Source organism: Mesorhizobium sp. KACC 23794, from assembly GCF_052180275.1.
Classification (GTDB): Bacteria; Pseudomonadota; Alphaproteobacteria; order Rhizobiales; family Rhizobiaceae; genus Kumtagia.
The window spans coordinates 168,239-182,439 of record NZ_CP197465.1 but is presented as its reverse complement, the minus strand read 5'-3'; the positions used below and the strand labels follow the sequence as shown (position 1 = coordinate 182,439).

General features: G+C 58.5%; 16 protein-coding genes and 1 tRNA gene. 8 read left to right on the top strand and 9 right to left on the bottom strand.

What is annotated here, in order from left to right; all coding sequences use genetic code 11:
- The first annotated feature begins 199 nt into the window (after positions 1-199).
- From ACSBOB_RS00975 to ACSBOB_RS00955, 5 genes are all read left to right on the top strand, one after another.
- Entirely contained in the window at positions 200-577 is a 378-nt protein-coding gene (locus ACSBOB_RS00975; protein WP_442580607.1) for a TIGR02300 family protein, read from the top strand.
- A gap of 149 nt (positions 578-726) precedes the next feature.
- A tRNA-Ala gene (locus tag ACSBOB_RS00970) sits at positions 727-802 on the top strand.
- A gap of 476 nt (positions 803-1,278) precedes the next feature.
- Positions 1,279-1,422 (top strand): DUF6471 domain-containing protein, encoded by a 144-nt coding sequence (locus ACSBOB_RS00965; RefSeq protein WP_442583936.1) that lies wholly within the window; start codon positions 1,279-1,281, stop codon positions 1,420-1,422.
- Between the two features lie 159 nt (positions 1,423-1,581).
- Entirely contained in the window at positions 1,582-1,860 is a 279-nt protein-coding gene (locus ACSBOB_RS00960) for a hypothetical protein (protein WP_442580606.1), read from the top strand.
- On the top strand, positions 1,860-3,131 hold the full coding sequence (locus tag ACSBOB_RS00955; protein ID WP_442580605.1) for a hypothetical protein: 1,272 nt from the start codon (positions 1,860-1,862) through the stop codon (positions 3,129-3,131). Before ACSBOB_RS00960 ends, ACSBOB_RS00955 begins: the two co-directional genes overlap by 1 nt.
- 151 nt (positions 3,132-3,282) lie before the next feature.
- On the opposite strand, the gene ACSBOB_RS00950 is transcribed toward ACSBOB_RS00955, so the two are convergent.
- Complete coding sequence (locus ACSBOB_RS00950) at positions 3,283-3,780, bottom strand: hypothetical protein (protein ID WP_442580604.1); 498 nt, start codon at positions 3,778-3,780, stop codon at positions 3,283-3,285.
- Between the two features lie 118 nt (positions 3,781-3,898).
- Positions 3,899-4,183, bottom strand: coding sequence for a hypothetical protein (locus ACSBOB_RS00945; protein WP_442580603.1), 285 nt, complete (start codon positions 4,181-4,183; stop codon positions 3,899-3,901).
- Between the two features lie 40 nt (positions 4,184-4,223).
- On the opposite strand from ACSBOB_RS00945, the gene ACSBOB_RS00940 reads away from it, so the two are divergent.
- A complete protein-coding gene (locus ACSBOB_RS00940) occupies positions 4,224-4,475 on the top strand; it encodes a hypothetical protein (protein ID WP_442580602.1) in 252 nt (83 codons plus the stop codon).
- Positions 4,476-4,639: 164 nt separating this feature from the next.
- Here the strand turns inward: ACSBOB_RS00940 and ACSBOB_RS00935 are convergent, their stop codons facing one another.
- The 7 genes from ACSBOB_RS00935 to ACSBOB_RS00905 form a co-directional block, all read right to left on the bottom strand.
- Entirely contained in the window at positions 4,640-5,545 is a 906-nt protein-coding gene (locus tag ACSBOB_RS00935) for a hypothetical protein (RefSeq protein WP_442580601.1), read from the bottom strand.
- A 414-nt stretch (positions 5,546-5,959) separates the two neighbouring features.
- Positions 5,960-6,508 (bottom strand): hypothetical protein, encoded by a 549-nt coding sequence (locus ACSBOB_RS00930; protein WP_442580600.1) that lies wholly within the window; start codon positions 6,506-6,508, stop codon positions 5,960-5,962.
- A 56-nt stretch (positions 6,509-6,564) separates the two neighbouring features.
- On the bottom strand, positions 6,565-6,909 hold the full coding sequence (locus tag ACSBOB_RS00925; protein ID WP_442580599.1) for a hypothetical protein: 345 nt from the start codon (positions 6,907-6,909) through the stop codon (positions 6,565-6,567).
- A gap of 224 nt (positions 6,910-7,133) precedes the next feature.
- Positions 7,134-9,224, bottom strand: a complete 2,091-nt coding sequence (locus ACSBOB_RS00920; protein ID WP_442580598.1) for a hypothetical protein — start codon at positions 9,222-9,224, stop codon at positions 7,134-7,136.
- A complete protein-coding gene (locus ACSBOB_RS00915) occupies positions 9,221-10,888 on the bottom strand; it encodes a hypothetical protein (protein WP_442580597.1) in 1,668 nt (555 codons plus the stop codon). Before ACSBOB_RS00915 ends, ACSBOB_RS00920 begins: the two co-directional genes overlap by 4 nt.
- The gene (locus ACSBOB_RS00910; protein ID WP_442580596.1) at positions 10,888-11,130 is read right to left on the bottom strand and encodes a hypothetical protein; all 243 of its coding nucleotides are present in this window, start codon (positions 11,128-11,130) and stop codon (positions 10,888-10,890) included. Before ACSBOB_RS00910 ends, ACSBOB_RS00915 begins: the two co-directional genes overlap by 1 nt.
- Positions 11,131-11,303: 173 nt before the next feature.
- A complete protein-coding gene (locus ACSBOB_RS00905) occupies positions 11,304-11,459 on the bottom strand; it encodes a plasmid mobilization protein (RefSeq protein WP_442580595.1) in 156 nt (51 codons plus the stop codon).
- A 357-nt stretch (positions 11,460-11,816) separates the two neighbouring features.
- Between ACSBOB_RS00905 and ACSBOB_RS00900 the strand changes: the two genes are divergently transcribed.
- Positions 11,817-12,371: a BA14K family protein gene (locus ACSBOB_RS00900; protein ID WP_442580594.1), complete on the top strand. Its 555-nt coding sequence runs from the start codon at positions 11,817-11,819 to the stop codon at positions 12,369-12,371.
- 567 nt (positions 12,372-12,938) lie between these two features.
- Complete coding sequence (locus tag ACSBOB_RS00895) at positions 12,939-14,117, top strand: extracellular catalytic domain type 1 short-chain-length polyhydroxyalkanoate depolymerase (protein WP_442583935.1); 1,179 nt, start codon at positions 12,939-12,941, stop codon at positions 14,115-14,117.
- Positions 14,118-14,201 lie beyond the last annotated feature (84 nt).

Genomic DNA, 14,201 nt, shown 5'->3' with positions numbered 1-14,201 from the left:
CCTCGTCGCTGACGCCGGGAGTGCGGCGGTCGGTGTTTCATCGTTCGCGGCGGTCTCCTATCATGGAGTTCCGAGGCGGTCATCCCCTGGCGCGAGGGCCTGAAAGCCGCATTTTTCAAGAGAAAACGGCGCAGCTTTGGCTTTGACAGGGCAGTGAACTGCGGTTATGGGGACCGTTCTTTCAGGACGAGGCTAAGACGTGGCAAAAGAAGAACTCGGCACCAAACGGATAGACCCGGAAACGGGCCGGAAATTCTACGATCTGAACAAGGATCCGATCGTCTCCCCCTATACCGGCAAAACATATCCCCGCACCTATTTCGATTCGGCAAGCGTCAAGCCTGTCGACGATGAGGAGGCCGAGGAGCGCGAAGTCGACACCGAAGAGGAAACGCCGGACGTCGTTTCGCTCGAAGAGGCCGACGACGAGGCCAAGGGCGGCGACGACTTGCCGGATCTCGGCGATGACGATGTCGATCTCGGCGAAGTGGAAGAAGACGTGTTCCTCGAAGACGAAGAGGAAGACGGCGACGACGTGACCGGCATTGTCGGCGTCGGCGAGGACGACGAGATCTGATCTAGCTCCCGTTGCCAGGACGGCGGCGGGAAAATTGCCTTCACGAGAGGCTTGATATTGCGGAAAGGCGGGTTTAGAAGCCGCCTTCTGCGACGGACCTTCGGGGCCGTCTCCTACACCCGCCAGGGTGCCGGCATCGCCGGAAAGATGGGGCCATAGCTCAGCTGGGAGAGCGCCTGCATGGCATGCAGGAGGTCAGCGGTTCGATCCCGCTTGGCTCCACCAACTACCAGACCTATCTAGATGATTTTGCATCGCTTTTTACAGAGCGACTCTTTCATCCCCACTCCTTTCCCCACTTTTAGTTCGCGCACATTCGCGGCTGATGTTGGACATCTGTGGAGTCCAGTCGAGTACGGTAGCCGCCGGCCGGCATGAAGCTGACGGGGGATCGAAACTTCAAAAGGGGTCGATTCGCATCTAGCCTCGCTGTCCTTAAGCGCCTGTGCTTTGGAAGTGGCAACCAAGAAAGCGCGCTATGATCGAAGGGCCGCCGGCCTGGCTACAATTTCACGTTCGCCAAGAGACCTAACCGACAAAACCCCCGAAACCTGCTCTCACGGCGAGATGATCTGCTGTCGCCTTTAAACTGTTCCGGCAACCGGCTATGGCCTGAGGGGCGCAAAGCCGGCAAGGCGTATCGTCGAAACGCATTGGGTAAGCGTTGAAGGCCGGATTGAGGCGTTGGATAACACAGTGCGATCCTCGCCGAGAAACTAACGAGCGGGGCGCGCGCGACGGAGCGCAATCTGGCAAACAAGATAAGCCGGTGGAGCTTCACCGCCGCGTTTTTCATGATGTGCATGGACGCGATGGGCGTCCGGCAGATCAGCTTGGAGACGTAATTTGGGGGCTTGACAACGCTTTGGCCGCTCGGCCCGAGCCTACCTGCCGAAAGAAAGAATTAATATCCCTGTTAAGATCACAATTCGAGAATCAGATTCTTGTTTATGTCAAGTCTTTTTTGCGTTACACTACTTTTCGCCGAATCGGGAGCAGCAGCGATGGCATATGTCCAAATAGCAGGGGCATTAATAGCGGCGGGGATTGGGTTGGCCCTGCTGAGGTTCGCTATCAGAATCATGACGTACGACCGTCTGGAGTACGAAAAATCCCGCGCGCGTTATCCGTCTATCAAGGCCGCCATTTCAGGCAAGGCAAAGGTGAAGCGCGGGGAGTTCCCTGATGGGAGAGTGCGCGCCGGCGTGGTCTACAACAAGAAATATCACCGTATCGAGGCGAACGGAAAATTGCGAAACGACGTGGTCGACCACGTCGTTTGATGGCGAAGCTTGTTTCTTATCGTGGGTGGATACCAACGGTTAACGGACGGCTATCGTTCAAAATCATTGGTGAGTGCCGGCATCCAAGCGCGGCACAGTACGCCAACTTAGGGACAGCGTCTTATCAATATGTGATTGCATTGCAGCGGCGGCAAACGACCGACGTTCTCTTTCCCCGCCTTCTTTCCCGGTTTTTTCAAGTAAGTGGTGACTTTAAGTTTGTGTTTTGCGCGAGGTCCAGGCGTGGCGCGCGTTCTGTTGATGATCCTCTTATCGGTCGAATCTATGTGATGCGACCAGGATCGGAAGGATACCTAAAAATTGATGGCCTTTTCTCTGCCTGGCTTCCAGTATTTCGAACGGCCGAAGATTCTCCAGACGAATACACGATTGCTAACTATAAGATAATCCATGATGAACTATCAGCGCTAACTGACTTCAGCGCTAACGCCGTAATTCACAGAAACGGTATGACCACAATAAGCCGAGTTGCGTTTTCAGATGACGAAATCTATGACAACTCAGAACGATTTGCTGCCGCAGAGAAGGTTAACATAGATGCCATCTGGGCAGATCAGCTATATTTCTTTCTTAGGGATATATCACATCAGCATCAACATCATAGTCCAGACGCGGACACTATGATTACGACTTACCGCGTTGAGGGCAGGACGCTGGAGTGGTGCAGCCGTGTTGTATATGCACTTTATTTCTATATCATAAATTCAAAACGGAGGCTAGAACCGACCGAGCAAGTCCGTGTCCTTGGGGTTTTGGCCTATCTGAGCTCCTTTAAAACTATTGCGGAAGAACAATCAAAGCGGCAAGGCTTGCCACTCGACATACCACAATTCAATGATCAAGCAACAAAGGACTCAATTAACGCGACTAAGGGGTATCTGGACTTAAAGTTCTCGGAAAGAAAGCAAAATTCGGATAAGTTTAGGACAGTTTTATTTACTGTAACGGCAACTCTTTTAACATTGATAAATTTCGTCAACGGCTTTGCTGATCCTAATGTCGAGACCGAGGAATGGATAAAATCTTTTGCCAATCTTATAAAGGAGAACGCTTGGGTTTGTGTGTTTCCGCCACTGATAATAGGCGTGTGGTGGATTAGCGACCTGATTTTGATCCCGAATTACGAAGCCAAGCGCGATGCTGTGCGGCTGACTTTCTCCAACCGATGGTTATTCGGGACGTTGATCGTGGTTCTAGCGGCAGGCGCCTTCTTCGTGGCTTGGTGGTTGACATACTTGTCGGTGTTTTAGACAGGTTCCGAAAGGGATCATCGCCATGTCCGGCTACGACAAATCCCCTGACTACGGCGGACCACCTGTTAGGTGGTGGACGGTGCCGGTTTGGGCGGTGGCCACGGCGGCAGTGTCAGGCGGGTTTGTGTGGCTGCTAGGAGATTAGCGACTATTGCGGCGCCGGAACCGGCGCGATTAGTCCAACGGCACTTATGCTCCTGACCTTATAGCCATGCAGTGCGCTGTTGACTTGTTCGCGGCGCAATCCCGATGCTTGCAATCTCACGGCCATCGCCTCACTAGCCGGGAAGGCCCAAAGCGCATTGTTGTAGATGACCGCACCGAAGACTTCGCCTGGCTCTACCAAGCCCATGCTAGCTATCATTTTGGTGGGATCGGTAGCGTCTTCGTCGAACGTCGTTTTGAGATTCTCAAAATTGGTGTCGGCCTTCAAGAAGCCCTGGTCCACCGCCTGGCTTAGCGTCACGATGTTGGCGCCTGTGGTGGCTACCCCGTCCTCAATTGTCTTAAGGCGCGCGCCATATTCTCCTAACGTTCCAGCTTGTGTAAGCATTTGCGAGACGAGCACGCCCAATAGCGTGAGACTCACAGCCGAGGCCACACCGATAAAAAGGTGATATAGGGAAAACTTTGCTGCGGCGGCCATGAACTGAGGTCCTTTGAGGCGGCCTATCTGAAGGCTTGCAATTATGACCCTTTCACGTCGGGTGTCAAATTCTAGCCCTAGGCGACATAACGGATGGTTTACAGATTCCGTTCCCCGATCACCAAAGCGGCTTGGCGTCCTTGATCTTCTCCCCGCTATCGCGCTCCATGAACGCCTTCGCGAATGCACGCGTCGCCGCCACCGGGTTGCGCACCATCATGTAGTATGCAATCTCGGCGTAACTCTCTGGCTCAATGACACATTGTACATCCGTCGCCCCGCCGCCGGCTGACGATAGCTGGAAGGATATGCAAACTCCGGCCGGTCCATTCATCACACTAGCAGCTCCGGTTCCCGTCCATCCGCTCCTTGTTGAGCCGCCGCGTTTTACCAAAATCGCCATTTGCCCCTCCCTGATCCAAACGCGAGGAGCTTAATCAAAAATGCTCAGCAGCGAAAAAGTATTAGCAGCGCTTGAACGTGATACCGGTTCCGGGGTGAATGAACGTTTTGCCGCCGTCCGGGCTGTTAAGACGAGTGCCGTCGTCGAGGTACGCCGTCTTCATGCCCGAAACGCCACCGTCATGCCATTCTTGGACAATCTCGACCTGACGGTAGTTGCCATCACTCCCGAGTACCGAGAACGTTCCAGATTCTCGGTATCGCGCGCTAGCAAGCATTGTGACTCTCCATAGGTTAGAAGTCCTACGATAAACCGAGTCGGGGGTAGCGTCTAACACTATTGCGCGGTCCGTGCACCCATGCTGCCAACGGCCTGCTACCATCTCAAACGACGGCAAACACATCACATTTGGTGAGTTAGCTCCATAATACCGACACTACACCATCAGGCGACGGCTCAATCGCCACGCATTCCAATATGCTGGCTCTCCCATTCGAGTTCGGTGAATAGCTCCGCATCGACGGTCGTAGTCTCGTCGAACTTTGGCGCATGCTCGACCAGCAGCCGCCGTGCGGCCGCGACCGCAGCTTTCCGGCTCTCGCACCGTTCAAAGTGCGAACCGACCTCTTCGCCAATGTGATCCGTGCCCCACATCGTAATAGATAGACGGGCATACCAGATGCCTTTGTTGCGGCGGCGGCGCCTCATGATTTCTAGCCGCAATTCGGCCATTTCAGCCACAGCCCGGTAGATCGGGCCGAAGTCAGGATCATCCTCAGATCTGCTCCTTGCCTCGAACGCGAAGCCGGGAAGGCTCCGTTCGGGAAGCCGGTCGACAGCATGGTCGATCTCGAAGAACTGGCTTTGGACTTTCCTCATTGCCTCCGTTGCCTGCCAGGTCATTGCGGGACGAACCGGCTTCTCGCCCTTCTCCATCTTGAATTGCTTGTCGTCCTTGGCAGGCCAGATGTCTTTCAGCACTCGGTCGATATCATGGGCAGTGGGCTCCCAGCGGTACTGTCTTTCGAGCCTTTTACGCTGGAGCTTCCCTGTGATGTTCACGACGGTTGCGTCGTCTTTTTCAGGGAGCGGCATTGAATCCATCGCGAGCCGGAGCGCTTCCAACAGGCCTTCCCGAATTTTCCCCTCATCATCAAATACCCAGACGGAGCCGTCGGCGCCACGAACCTGTTGCGGCTTGCCCTCTTCGTTGTCGATGTAGACGGTCAAAATTTTCTGCCGTGTCCCCGCGTACTCGGGGATGGCGTCCTCCCCGAAGATAAGGCCGTTGGCCAGCCTGTTCGAGATTCGACGTGGCTCTGCTGTTTCCGGAAGCAGATAACGACGTACGCTGATACCCATTTACCCCACCCTGTTTTGAACGTGACTCTCGATCAAAACGGATGGGATTCGCTGACGCAATGGCATTTTGGGAGGTCGCTCAATTTTGCAATGCGACCTGCATCAGCCTCTACGTTTGGGAATCTGTCAGTGGGTCGACCGATCGTCACTCGATCGTTATGGCCGTTCGTCGTGCGTCGGCGATCAGTTTGGCAATCTGCCTGCGTGCATCGATCGCCTCGCAGGTGAACCTACCGTGTTTGTACATGCCGTGTGAGGGTCCGCGCGGGGCTCCCGCGTAGGCACCGTGCATCCTGCATACGTTCTTGCCACGCACAGCCGCACATTTGCAGCGCTCACCACTGCGTTTGCTCTTGGCGCGGCAGCGAGGCGCTGCATGTGCCTTATCCATGAGATTTCCGGCTGATTTTTCGGTCATCCCTCCCCCCTCTCGACGACGCCGACAACGGCCTGGCCGCCCTCATGCACGGTCACGCGCTCGACGATGACCCGCTGCTCGCCCTTGCTACGATACCGCTTCAAAGCCTCAACCTGGGTTGCGAACGTGCGGGCGAGCTTGTTGAAGGTGCGCTCTGCGCTGTCCTGTTGCGGGATCGTCTGCACATGCGCGAGCCGGCGCGCGAAGGTCATTGTTGCCATGTGGACCGCAGCCATCTGGGCAGCCAGCATGGATTCAACCTCGTCACGCGGCTGGACGCCTTTGACGAACGCCAGACCGTGGTTAAGAACTTGCTCTTCCACCGCGCCGTCCTTGGTAGCCTGGATGCTGGCGATCTGGGCAATGATCGAGGACGCGAAATCCGAACTCGACGTGCCAAGCGATTCCATTATCAGCGTGAAGCCGGTTTCCGGGTCGGGATGGTCAGCAGCAATGGCGCGTCCGCTGTGGCCTCCACCAACCTTCATGCGCGGCGAAGGCTGGCGTTTCTGATGTCGGTTTTCCTGAGCCGACAGTGCCCGCAATTCCCGAGGCGTGGGCTCGTAGGGCTTTGCGATTTCCTTGGCAGAGGATCGGCTCATCAGTGCTTGACCCCACCGAACTCGCTTATGCTCTGGGCTGCCAGGTGAGAGATCATGTTCACCGTCTTTGACAGCATGTCCTGCCCCATGGCGTGCAACAGGTTAGCTGTATCGATGTGCCCGTGGGTTTGGAATGCTTGCGCACCGCTGTGGCAGGCCCGTCCGAAGATGAGCAGGTCAATTATGTTGTTGGGCTGGACGCCCTGGCAGGCGAAGACGCGCACCAGGGTTTCGATAAGATCGCTGTCGATCTTGCCTTCAGCGACATTCAAGCTGAGACGGGCCTCTATGGCCGCCATATGGTCGAGCAACGTGGGGAGATTGGATTCTTGTGACTGTTTCACGTCGAGACTTTCCGAACTTCGTCTTCACGGGTAGATTTCGGCAGTGAGCTACGATCATTTTCGACCACCTGAGCATTTCTCCCGGACAGGACGGTTCCTGTTTCGAGCAGGGTGCTGGGTGGTATTTCTCGCGGCCATGTGGGCTTTCGTCTATTTTTGCTTCCCGCTAATCGACACCTTCGCCAAACCGTTCGGGCAATGGATTGGCGACACTGTTTTCGGCCCTATCGAGCCATCCGCCCCGCAGTGATTTCCAGAGGCCGGCGTGGCTCTTGACCAATCACCAAAGGGATCGATCCGCCGCGGACAACGGCGCCGCCGGCACCCGACGGATTGATAGGACTAGGCATCCGCGTCGCGGCAGAGGCCCTGCTGGCATTTGCGATTGCCCCACCACCCTTCAGAACCCCAGAGGTCAGCGCGCCAACTCCTAGGGCTTCCAGTGGCCCTAGACCGCCGGCGATGCTGCCACCGCCGGCAAGTGCGCCCATGATGGCCATTCCGTAGCGCGGGAGCGACGGCATCAGCCTGTTGGCGGTATTGCTGAAGTTCAGCCCTTCCCTGGCCGGCGAGAGATTGCGCATAACACCGGCGTACTTGCGCATCAGATCCAACTCGATCTGGGTGTATAGGCTCTGGGCAACCGCCTTGCCGTTTCCGTCAAGCAGGCCTTCGAGATTCTTGGCGATCTGGACAGGGCTGAGCACTTCGTCACTTGCTCTTGTAGCACGCAGCCAGAAGGATTGGCGGATTGCCGACCACTCCGGGCTGTCAGCACCAAGCGTCTTGCGAAGGAGTTGCGCGGTCATGAACGATGCATTCTTCGGGGTGGCAACAGACGATCCCCAGAGATAGCGTCCGATCTCTTCCGGCGACATATCCTTGTCCATGATCGACCGGATGCGCGCCTGTGCCTCGTACTGAGGGTTGAGCTTGCCGCCGATCTTTGCCCGAGGGTCGGACATCGCCTTGTATTCCGACCATTTTGCACGCGCGGCCTTCAGCTCGTCGAGAACGTCGTCACTGGCGTTCACAAGGCCCTTGTCGAATATCTCGTCGGTCCAGTCGTCGATCGCGGAACTGATTGCCTTGAGTGCCGGCGCGTCCTGCCCAAGCGGCGGAAAGTTCTTGCGAAGTCCGGCGCGGAGGTTCTCGACCCAGCGCAACTGTGCCTGCACGCCCTTAATGTTGCCGCCAGGAACAGGCATGCGCGATATGTAATCGTCGATAAAGGACATCGCGCGAGCGGCGCCCTGATGGTACATCGGATCGATCAGGATTTGGTCCGAAGTCAGCCTGTTGCGGATGAAGTCGGGAATGTTCCGAACAGCCTGACCCGAGACGAGGACATTCGGGTTATTGACGGAGGCGTCGTAAGCCTGCTGGCTCGCCGCCTTCAAGGTGTCGCGTGTTTGACGCAACGCAGCCGGAACATTGTCGTAGGCGGATGCCTGGCTGGCAATCACGGGAGTGCTGCCCGCCAGTTTGGACTGGACGCTGCCTACCGACGTTCGGACCGCTTGGCGCTGCGCATCGTCAAATCCTGTCATCGCTCCCTGACTGCGAAGCTGGTTCTCGATGTTGGCCTGCGGTACGGACCGCGTTGCCTGAGCGCGCGAGAGAGGGATGCCGAAGCCAGCTGCGTCGGAAACGTTGGCTGCGGCACTGATACCTGGGGCTGCCCGCGTTACGCCCTGAAACACGCGACGGCCTATCGCGCCGAGCCCTGACGCAAGACCCTCGCCGGCAGCGCCGACGGCGAGCCCATAGGGCACACTGGTTGCGGCATTAACGAGCCTATCTCGACCACCCTCGCCACTGCCGGCGCCATACAGGCCAGCAGCAATGCCGCCATCGGCAGCGCCGCCAAGCATTCGCGCAAACCAGCCCTTTCCTGCCTGTGCGGCATTGGCAGCGAGCGAGAGGCCGCCCTTTGCAAGGCCAACCGCGCCGCCAACGCCTCCCGTCACCTTTCCCGATAGATTGGCGTAGGGATGGGCTTCGGCATCGGCGGCGCTCTGACCGCGGATTTCCTCAAGAAGTTGGCTGTAGCCCTTGCCGTGTCCTCCGGGCAGCATTCCACCGAGTGTGCCGACTGCGGCAGCCGCTTCATCGGCGAGCCCAAAGGTCGTGAGATCGGCAAATCCTTGAGCGAAGGAACGCGAACGGCGAAGCGCGTCACTTTCGTGGGCAGGAGGCGCCGCATCAAGCACGAAACCGGGCGGGGGCGGAGGAATCGCGCCCTCGCCTGCACCCTCGATAACGAAGCCAGGTGGCGGGGGAGGGATGGTCGAAACTCTTCGCTGATCCGTCATCGTACCGGGCTCCAGTTCGTGCCATCCCATTCCAGTGTCTCGCCGGTCTGAGGATTTCTCGCACGCTGCCGGCCAGTCGCACCCCCGGCTCCACGCGCGGCACCAGACCCAACGGGCTTGTTCGGGAACAGTGGGTTCTGCTCCGCCCATTGCGCGAGGAAGTCATCGAAGCCGGCATCGATACGTCCATCATTGCGCGCGGCATACTCCCGCGCGAGAGCGCCGATCTGTTGTTTGCGGGTGTTCAGCTTGCGCTGGACATCGATCAGGTCCTTGTTGCCCTGAGGCGTGTTTCTCAGGTTGGGAACTTGATCTATGACGAAGTCACGGTCGGCATTGGAGAAGCCTGTCCCAAGCGAGCCGCCCATGCTGTCCAAGGCAGCCTGCTTGGTCATCGCATTGAAGGTTTCGATGCTGTCGATACCATCTGCCCCGGGTAGCCCAAGAGCGGCGCCATATCGCTTTAAGCTACTGACCGAACCTGATGCTGCACCCGAGTAGAAGCCGGGATCGGACATCGCCTGGTCCATCACATCCAGCGCGTTCAAGGCACGACCTGCGGACTGAACCCCTTCCTGCAATTCCAGGAACCGCTTCCCGTAACCCTCGCCCACTGTCTTGTCATAGCCGCGCTCGCCACCGACATTTACATTGACGCCTGCGCCGCCAAGCGCATGCGGCTTGCCCGCATCCATATAATAGGGGCGCCTGTCGTCGGCCGGGATGCCCCAGCTTTCGCGCTGCTCTGGCGTCATTGGCGACGCGTCCGGGCCGTCGTAGACAACCTCGGAGGGGCCGTTGCCGCGCTCGTCATAGCGCACCACGTTGCCGTCGACGGTCGAAAACCCATACTTGGGCTGGCGGCTTTCATGGATCTGTTTGATGGCGGCGGTCAGCGCTTGGCCGTCGCTTGCGATGGCCTTGGCCGCTTGCTCGTCGTAACCATTCTTCGTCAGATATTCGACATTGGCCGCAGTCTGGGCCTTGCCTTTGCGACGCTCGTTGCCGATCGCCATCATCCTGCCGCCTTGAGCTAGGCTGTCGGAGATGTTGCCGCCCATTGCCCAGCCCGCTGCCATATCGCCGAGCTTTTGACCGAACGGCGACTGGCTGAACTGCTGGAGGCCACCCAACATGCCGGACTTCCCAGATTGCAAGGTGGGTATCCAGCCTGAATCACCTGTGGCGCCCTGCATGCCGCGTGTTTCGGCATACTGGTAATTGCCGCCATCACCACCGCGCCGAATTTCGTCCTGCTTTCCTGCGCCTTGCGGCGGCGCTCTTCCACTCAGGCCAGCCTCGAAGGGGCCATTTGCAACGCCATGACTATTCTGGAAACCCGTCTGAGCTGGCTTGGAAGCAGAGCGCGGCGTCACTCCGTCCGGATAGCCGGCCTGCCCGTCGCCATGCTTGACCAACGGCCCCTTGTAGGCCGGCCCGGATGATGCGGAGGCTGTCTTGGTCTGGTCGATCTGGATTGCGTCGCGAAGTCCGGCCCAAGGGTCAGGCCGGGACGACGGGATGGGCATACCTGCCGACGCCAGCATGTTGCCGGTCGGTCCTGCTACGGGGCTATTCAGGAGATTGTCGGCTCCAGGCGTCAGGAACGGCTGCATCAGCCGGTTGACGGCTGGCTGCCGGAACATGCTCATCACGTCAAACATCAAACGCCGCCTTTCCCTTGTTTCAGGATGGCAGTCACAAAATCACTGAGGGTTCCGCCATTGCCGGGGCCACCGAACTGGACCGGGCTGAACGAAGCCGGCTGTTGCCCGGAGTTTGCCATCATCGAAAATAGTTCATGACGCCTCTTCTCAGCCGGAGTCATGCTTGCCTGCCGGGAATTGTTGTATTGCGCCTGTTGCTGCATGAGGCCGAGGAAGCCGGGTTTCTGCCCACCGAACATATCCGTTTCGCCAGCCCCCGTGATGCGCTGTCCGATGGGAGAATTTACGAACCCGGAGAACGGGCCGGTGCTGTTCCCAGGTGGTGGCGCTGGGAAGTTTCCCCCCGCAAACCCAGACGACCACGCTGGCGCCGAGGTTCCAGCAGTGGTGGTGGTACCTTTGCCGGGGACGCTCATGCCGCTGCCTGCTGAGCGGCATTGGCCGCCGCGATGCGCAACAGGTCTGACAACGTCATGCCCCGCTGGCGGGCGAACTCGGCAAGCCGCCGCTTTTCGTCCCTGGCGACACGTACCCTGATCTGATCAACCATCGGCGCTTCGAAGCGCATGGCCACCTCCGTTTCTTTCAGAGGATTCTAATCGAGACACGAACTTGTTGCAACGAAATACCATTTAAAATCAGTAGCTTGATATAATATCCGCCATTGTCCGCGAGCGTCTGCCATTGTCCGAAATCCGAAAATCGCGACGTGGTTGACGCAAATTTCATCGATCTCGGAGACCGAGGCGCGGGCGACGCCGGTTCGCGTCTGCTCCATGTGTACCGCTGACATCCTGTTCGAGATCATCGTGCAGTGGACCAGGCCGAAGACAACCTCAGAGTACGTGCCCGCCAGTTAAAACAGGAACCAATGGCGACGGGGCTCGTTGGCTCGCCGAGGATATCGGTCTTGAAGGAGACAATCATGAAAAAGCTCTTGTCCGGCGTTTGCGCCGCCAGCCTGGCGCTGGCGATCAGCGTCAGCGGTATGGCGCCGTCCTATGCGTCCCCTTTCACCCCAACCCAACCCACGGGTTCGCCATCTGATGTAATCAAGGTTCAAAGCAACAACGACGTGATAAAGCTGCGCCAGCGGGCGGGCAAAGATGGGAACCGGCGCGATCATCGCGAGGTGAGCAGGACGCATCGACGCGACGCCAACGATAATCGCCGTGATCGGCGAGAGGTGCGGCGCGACGACAATGACCGCGGCGGCTATTACCGGGGGCACCGCGGCTATCGCGATTACCGGCCGGGTTACAAGCGCCATGGCGATTATTGGTACCCTGCGGCGGCTTTCGTCGCTGGAGCGCTGATCACCGGCGCGATTGCCAATTCCCAACAGCGCGTCATCGAGCGGAATGTCGGTGGTTCGCATGAGGAATGGTGCGCAAATCGCTATCGTTCGTATCGCGCCTACGACGACACGTTCCAACCCAACAACGGACCGCGTCGAGAATGCATCTCGCCTTTTAGCTGAGCGGCGCTCCCCGCCAGGAATGAGCAGAATGATGCCCCGCAGCTTCGGCTGCGGGGCTTTTTGCATTTTAGGGGCTGCATGGAACTTGCTACCGCAACATTCGTTGCGCCACCGGGGGGACCAGGCAGTGCCGAAATGTCAGCCGACCATGACGACCAGAAACGCGCGGAAGCGCGGGCACTGTCGCGCGTCTCGTGAACGACGTGAACGAAACGGGCATCACGGAATCTCAGACCAAGGATCCCAAAGTCAAGGCACAGGACGCCGCCAATATGGCAACGAAGGGGCTGCGACCTTCGTGCTGGTCGACGCCATGTCGCTGCTCATAGGAGCCTTCATCGTCGCGCTACGGCGGCAGCCCTCGGCGGCAAGCAGCGCGACGATGAAGAGGCAGTCTACCTTACTCCGCGCCGCTAAGTCTGGAAGCTCAGCCGGTCCTTCATGGACCGGCCGAGCTTCATCGTCGCAAGCCGCTCCCTTGTTATTGTGCAGTGCAGCAACGATATGGCTGCGAACGCGTTGCGCAACACTGCCGTCCGATCCGGGCGTCAAAACAAGGACGGCCCCATGCGAAAGATGTCCGATACCATTGCGCGCCTGACTGCATTGCGCGCTCAACAGAACGTTCATGCTCCCACCTTAGGCTCATCCAACCGTCTCTCGACATTGACCGGTTTTGGTTCGAATCCGGGCGCGTTGCAGGCAAGGTTTTACCTCCCGGAAGCATTGCCCGAGAACGCTCCGCTTGTCGTGGTGCTGCATGGCTGCACCCAGAATGCGGCGGCCTATGATCATGGCTCCGGCTGGACGAAGCTTGCCGATCAGGCTGGTTTCGCCGTGCTGTTTCCCGAACAGCAACGGGCTAACAATCCCAATCTGTGCTTCAACTGGTTCGTGCCGGCAGACACGAATCGCGATGGCGGAGAGGCACTTTCCATACGGCAGATGATCGAAACGCTCATCGCCGCGCACGGGCTTGATAGGGAGCGCCTTTTCGTCACCGGCCTGTCGGCTGGAGGGGCGATGGCTTCGGTGATGCTTGCTACCTATCCGGAAGTCTTCGCCGGAGGGGCGATCATCGCCGGCCTTGCCTATGGAACGGCGAACACCATTCCGGAAGCGTTCGACCGCATGCGTGGTCACGGCGGCCCGTCCGAGCCGGAGCTTCAGCGGCTTGTGAGCATCGCGTCTCCGCATAAAGGACCGTGGCCGAGAATCTCCATCTGGCAAGGGTCAGCAGACCAGACGGTGGCAGCGTCGAACGCGGAAGCAATCGCCGGGCAATGGCGAGGCGTTCACAGGCTGGGCAAGACGCCGACTCGATCCGAGACAGTCGATGGTCACACGAGAAGGACCTGGATCGACGCCAGCGGTAATGCGCTCGTCGAGACCTATACGATCCCCGGCATGGGACACGGCACACCGCTGCGGACAGCGGGTGAGCATGGCCTGGGCGTCGCTGGTCCTTTCATGCTGGACGTGGGCATCTCATCAACGCGGCGGATCGCGGAGTTTTGGGGTATTGCTGAGCCTCGCGCTAGTGCGCCAGCGAAGCCAAGGCAGCCCCGGCGCAGAGACGCACAACTTCCCGCCAGTCCCCACAGGTTCGCGTTGGCGGATGACGCAAGGGTGACGGCGCGAACCGCTCCACTTCGAGATCCAGCGCCGTCCACACCAGCAGCAGACGAGAAGGGTGTCAGGAAGATCATCGAGGATGCGCTTCGAGCCGCGGGACTGATGCAGTAGCGAGCGCCTCGCCTGCCGTCGCAAAGAGCATCCTCACAAAAGCCGAACGGGTTGGCCCTTTCAAAGGCCAACCCTGGCACTCAG

Bases quoted from the DNA above. Each gene is read 5' to 3' on its own strand.
- ACSBOB_RS00910 (WP_442580596.1), bottom strand. From the start codon at position 11,130: ATGTTCGGTGGGCAGAAACCCGGCTTCCTCGGCCTCATGCAGCAACAG.
- ACSBOB_RS00955 (WP_442580605.1), top strand. From the start codon at position 1,860: ATGGCGAAGCTTGTTTCTTATCGTGGGTGGATACCAACGGTTAACGGA.
- ACSBOB_RS00950 (WP_442580604.1), bottom strand. From the start codon at position 3,780: ATGGCCGCCGCAGCAAAGTTTTCCCTATATCACCTTTTTATCGGTGTG.
- ACSBOB_RS00940 (WP_442580602.1), top strand. From the start codon at position 4,224: ATGCTCAGCAGCGAAAAAGTATTAGCAGCGCTTGAACGTGATACCGGT.
- ACSBOB_RS00915 (WP_442580597.1), bottom strand. From the start codon at position 10,888: ATGTTTGACGTGATGAGCATGTTCCGGCAGCCAGCCGTCAACCGGCTG.
- ACSBOB_RS00920 (WP_442580598.1), bottom strand. From the start codon at position 9,224: ATGACGGATCAGCGAAGAGTTTCGACCATCCCTCCCCCGCCACCTGGC.
- ACSBOB_RS00900 (WP_442580594.1), top strand. From the start codon at position 11,817: ATGAAAAAGCTCTTGTCCGGCGTTTGCGCCGCCAGCCTGGCGCTGGCG.
- ACSBOB_RS00960 (WP_442580606.1), top strand. From the start codon at position 1,582: ATGGCATATGTCCAAATAGCAGGGGCATTAATAGCGGCGGGGATTGGG.
- ACSBOB_RS00935 (WP_442580601.1), bottom strand. From the start codon at position 5,545: ATGGGTATCAGCGTACGTCGTTATCTGCTTCCGGAAACAGCAGAGCCA.
- ACSBOB_RS00905 (WP_442580595.1), bottom strand. From the start codon at position 11,459: ATGCGCTTCGAAGCGCCGATGGTTGATCAGATCAGGGTACGTGTCGCC.
- ACSBOB_RS00895 (WP_442583935.1), top strand. From the start codon at position 12,939: ATGCGAAAGATGTCCGATACCATTGCGCGCCTGACTGCATTGCGCGCT.
- ACSBOB_RS00945 (WP_442580603.1), bottom strand. From the start codon at position 4,183: ATGGCGATTTTGGTAAAACGCGGCGGCTCAACAAGGAGCGGATGGACG.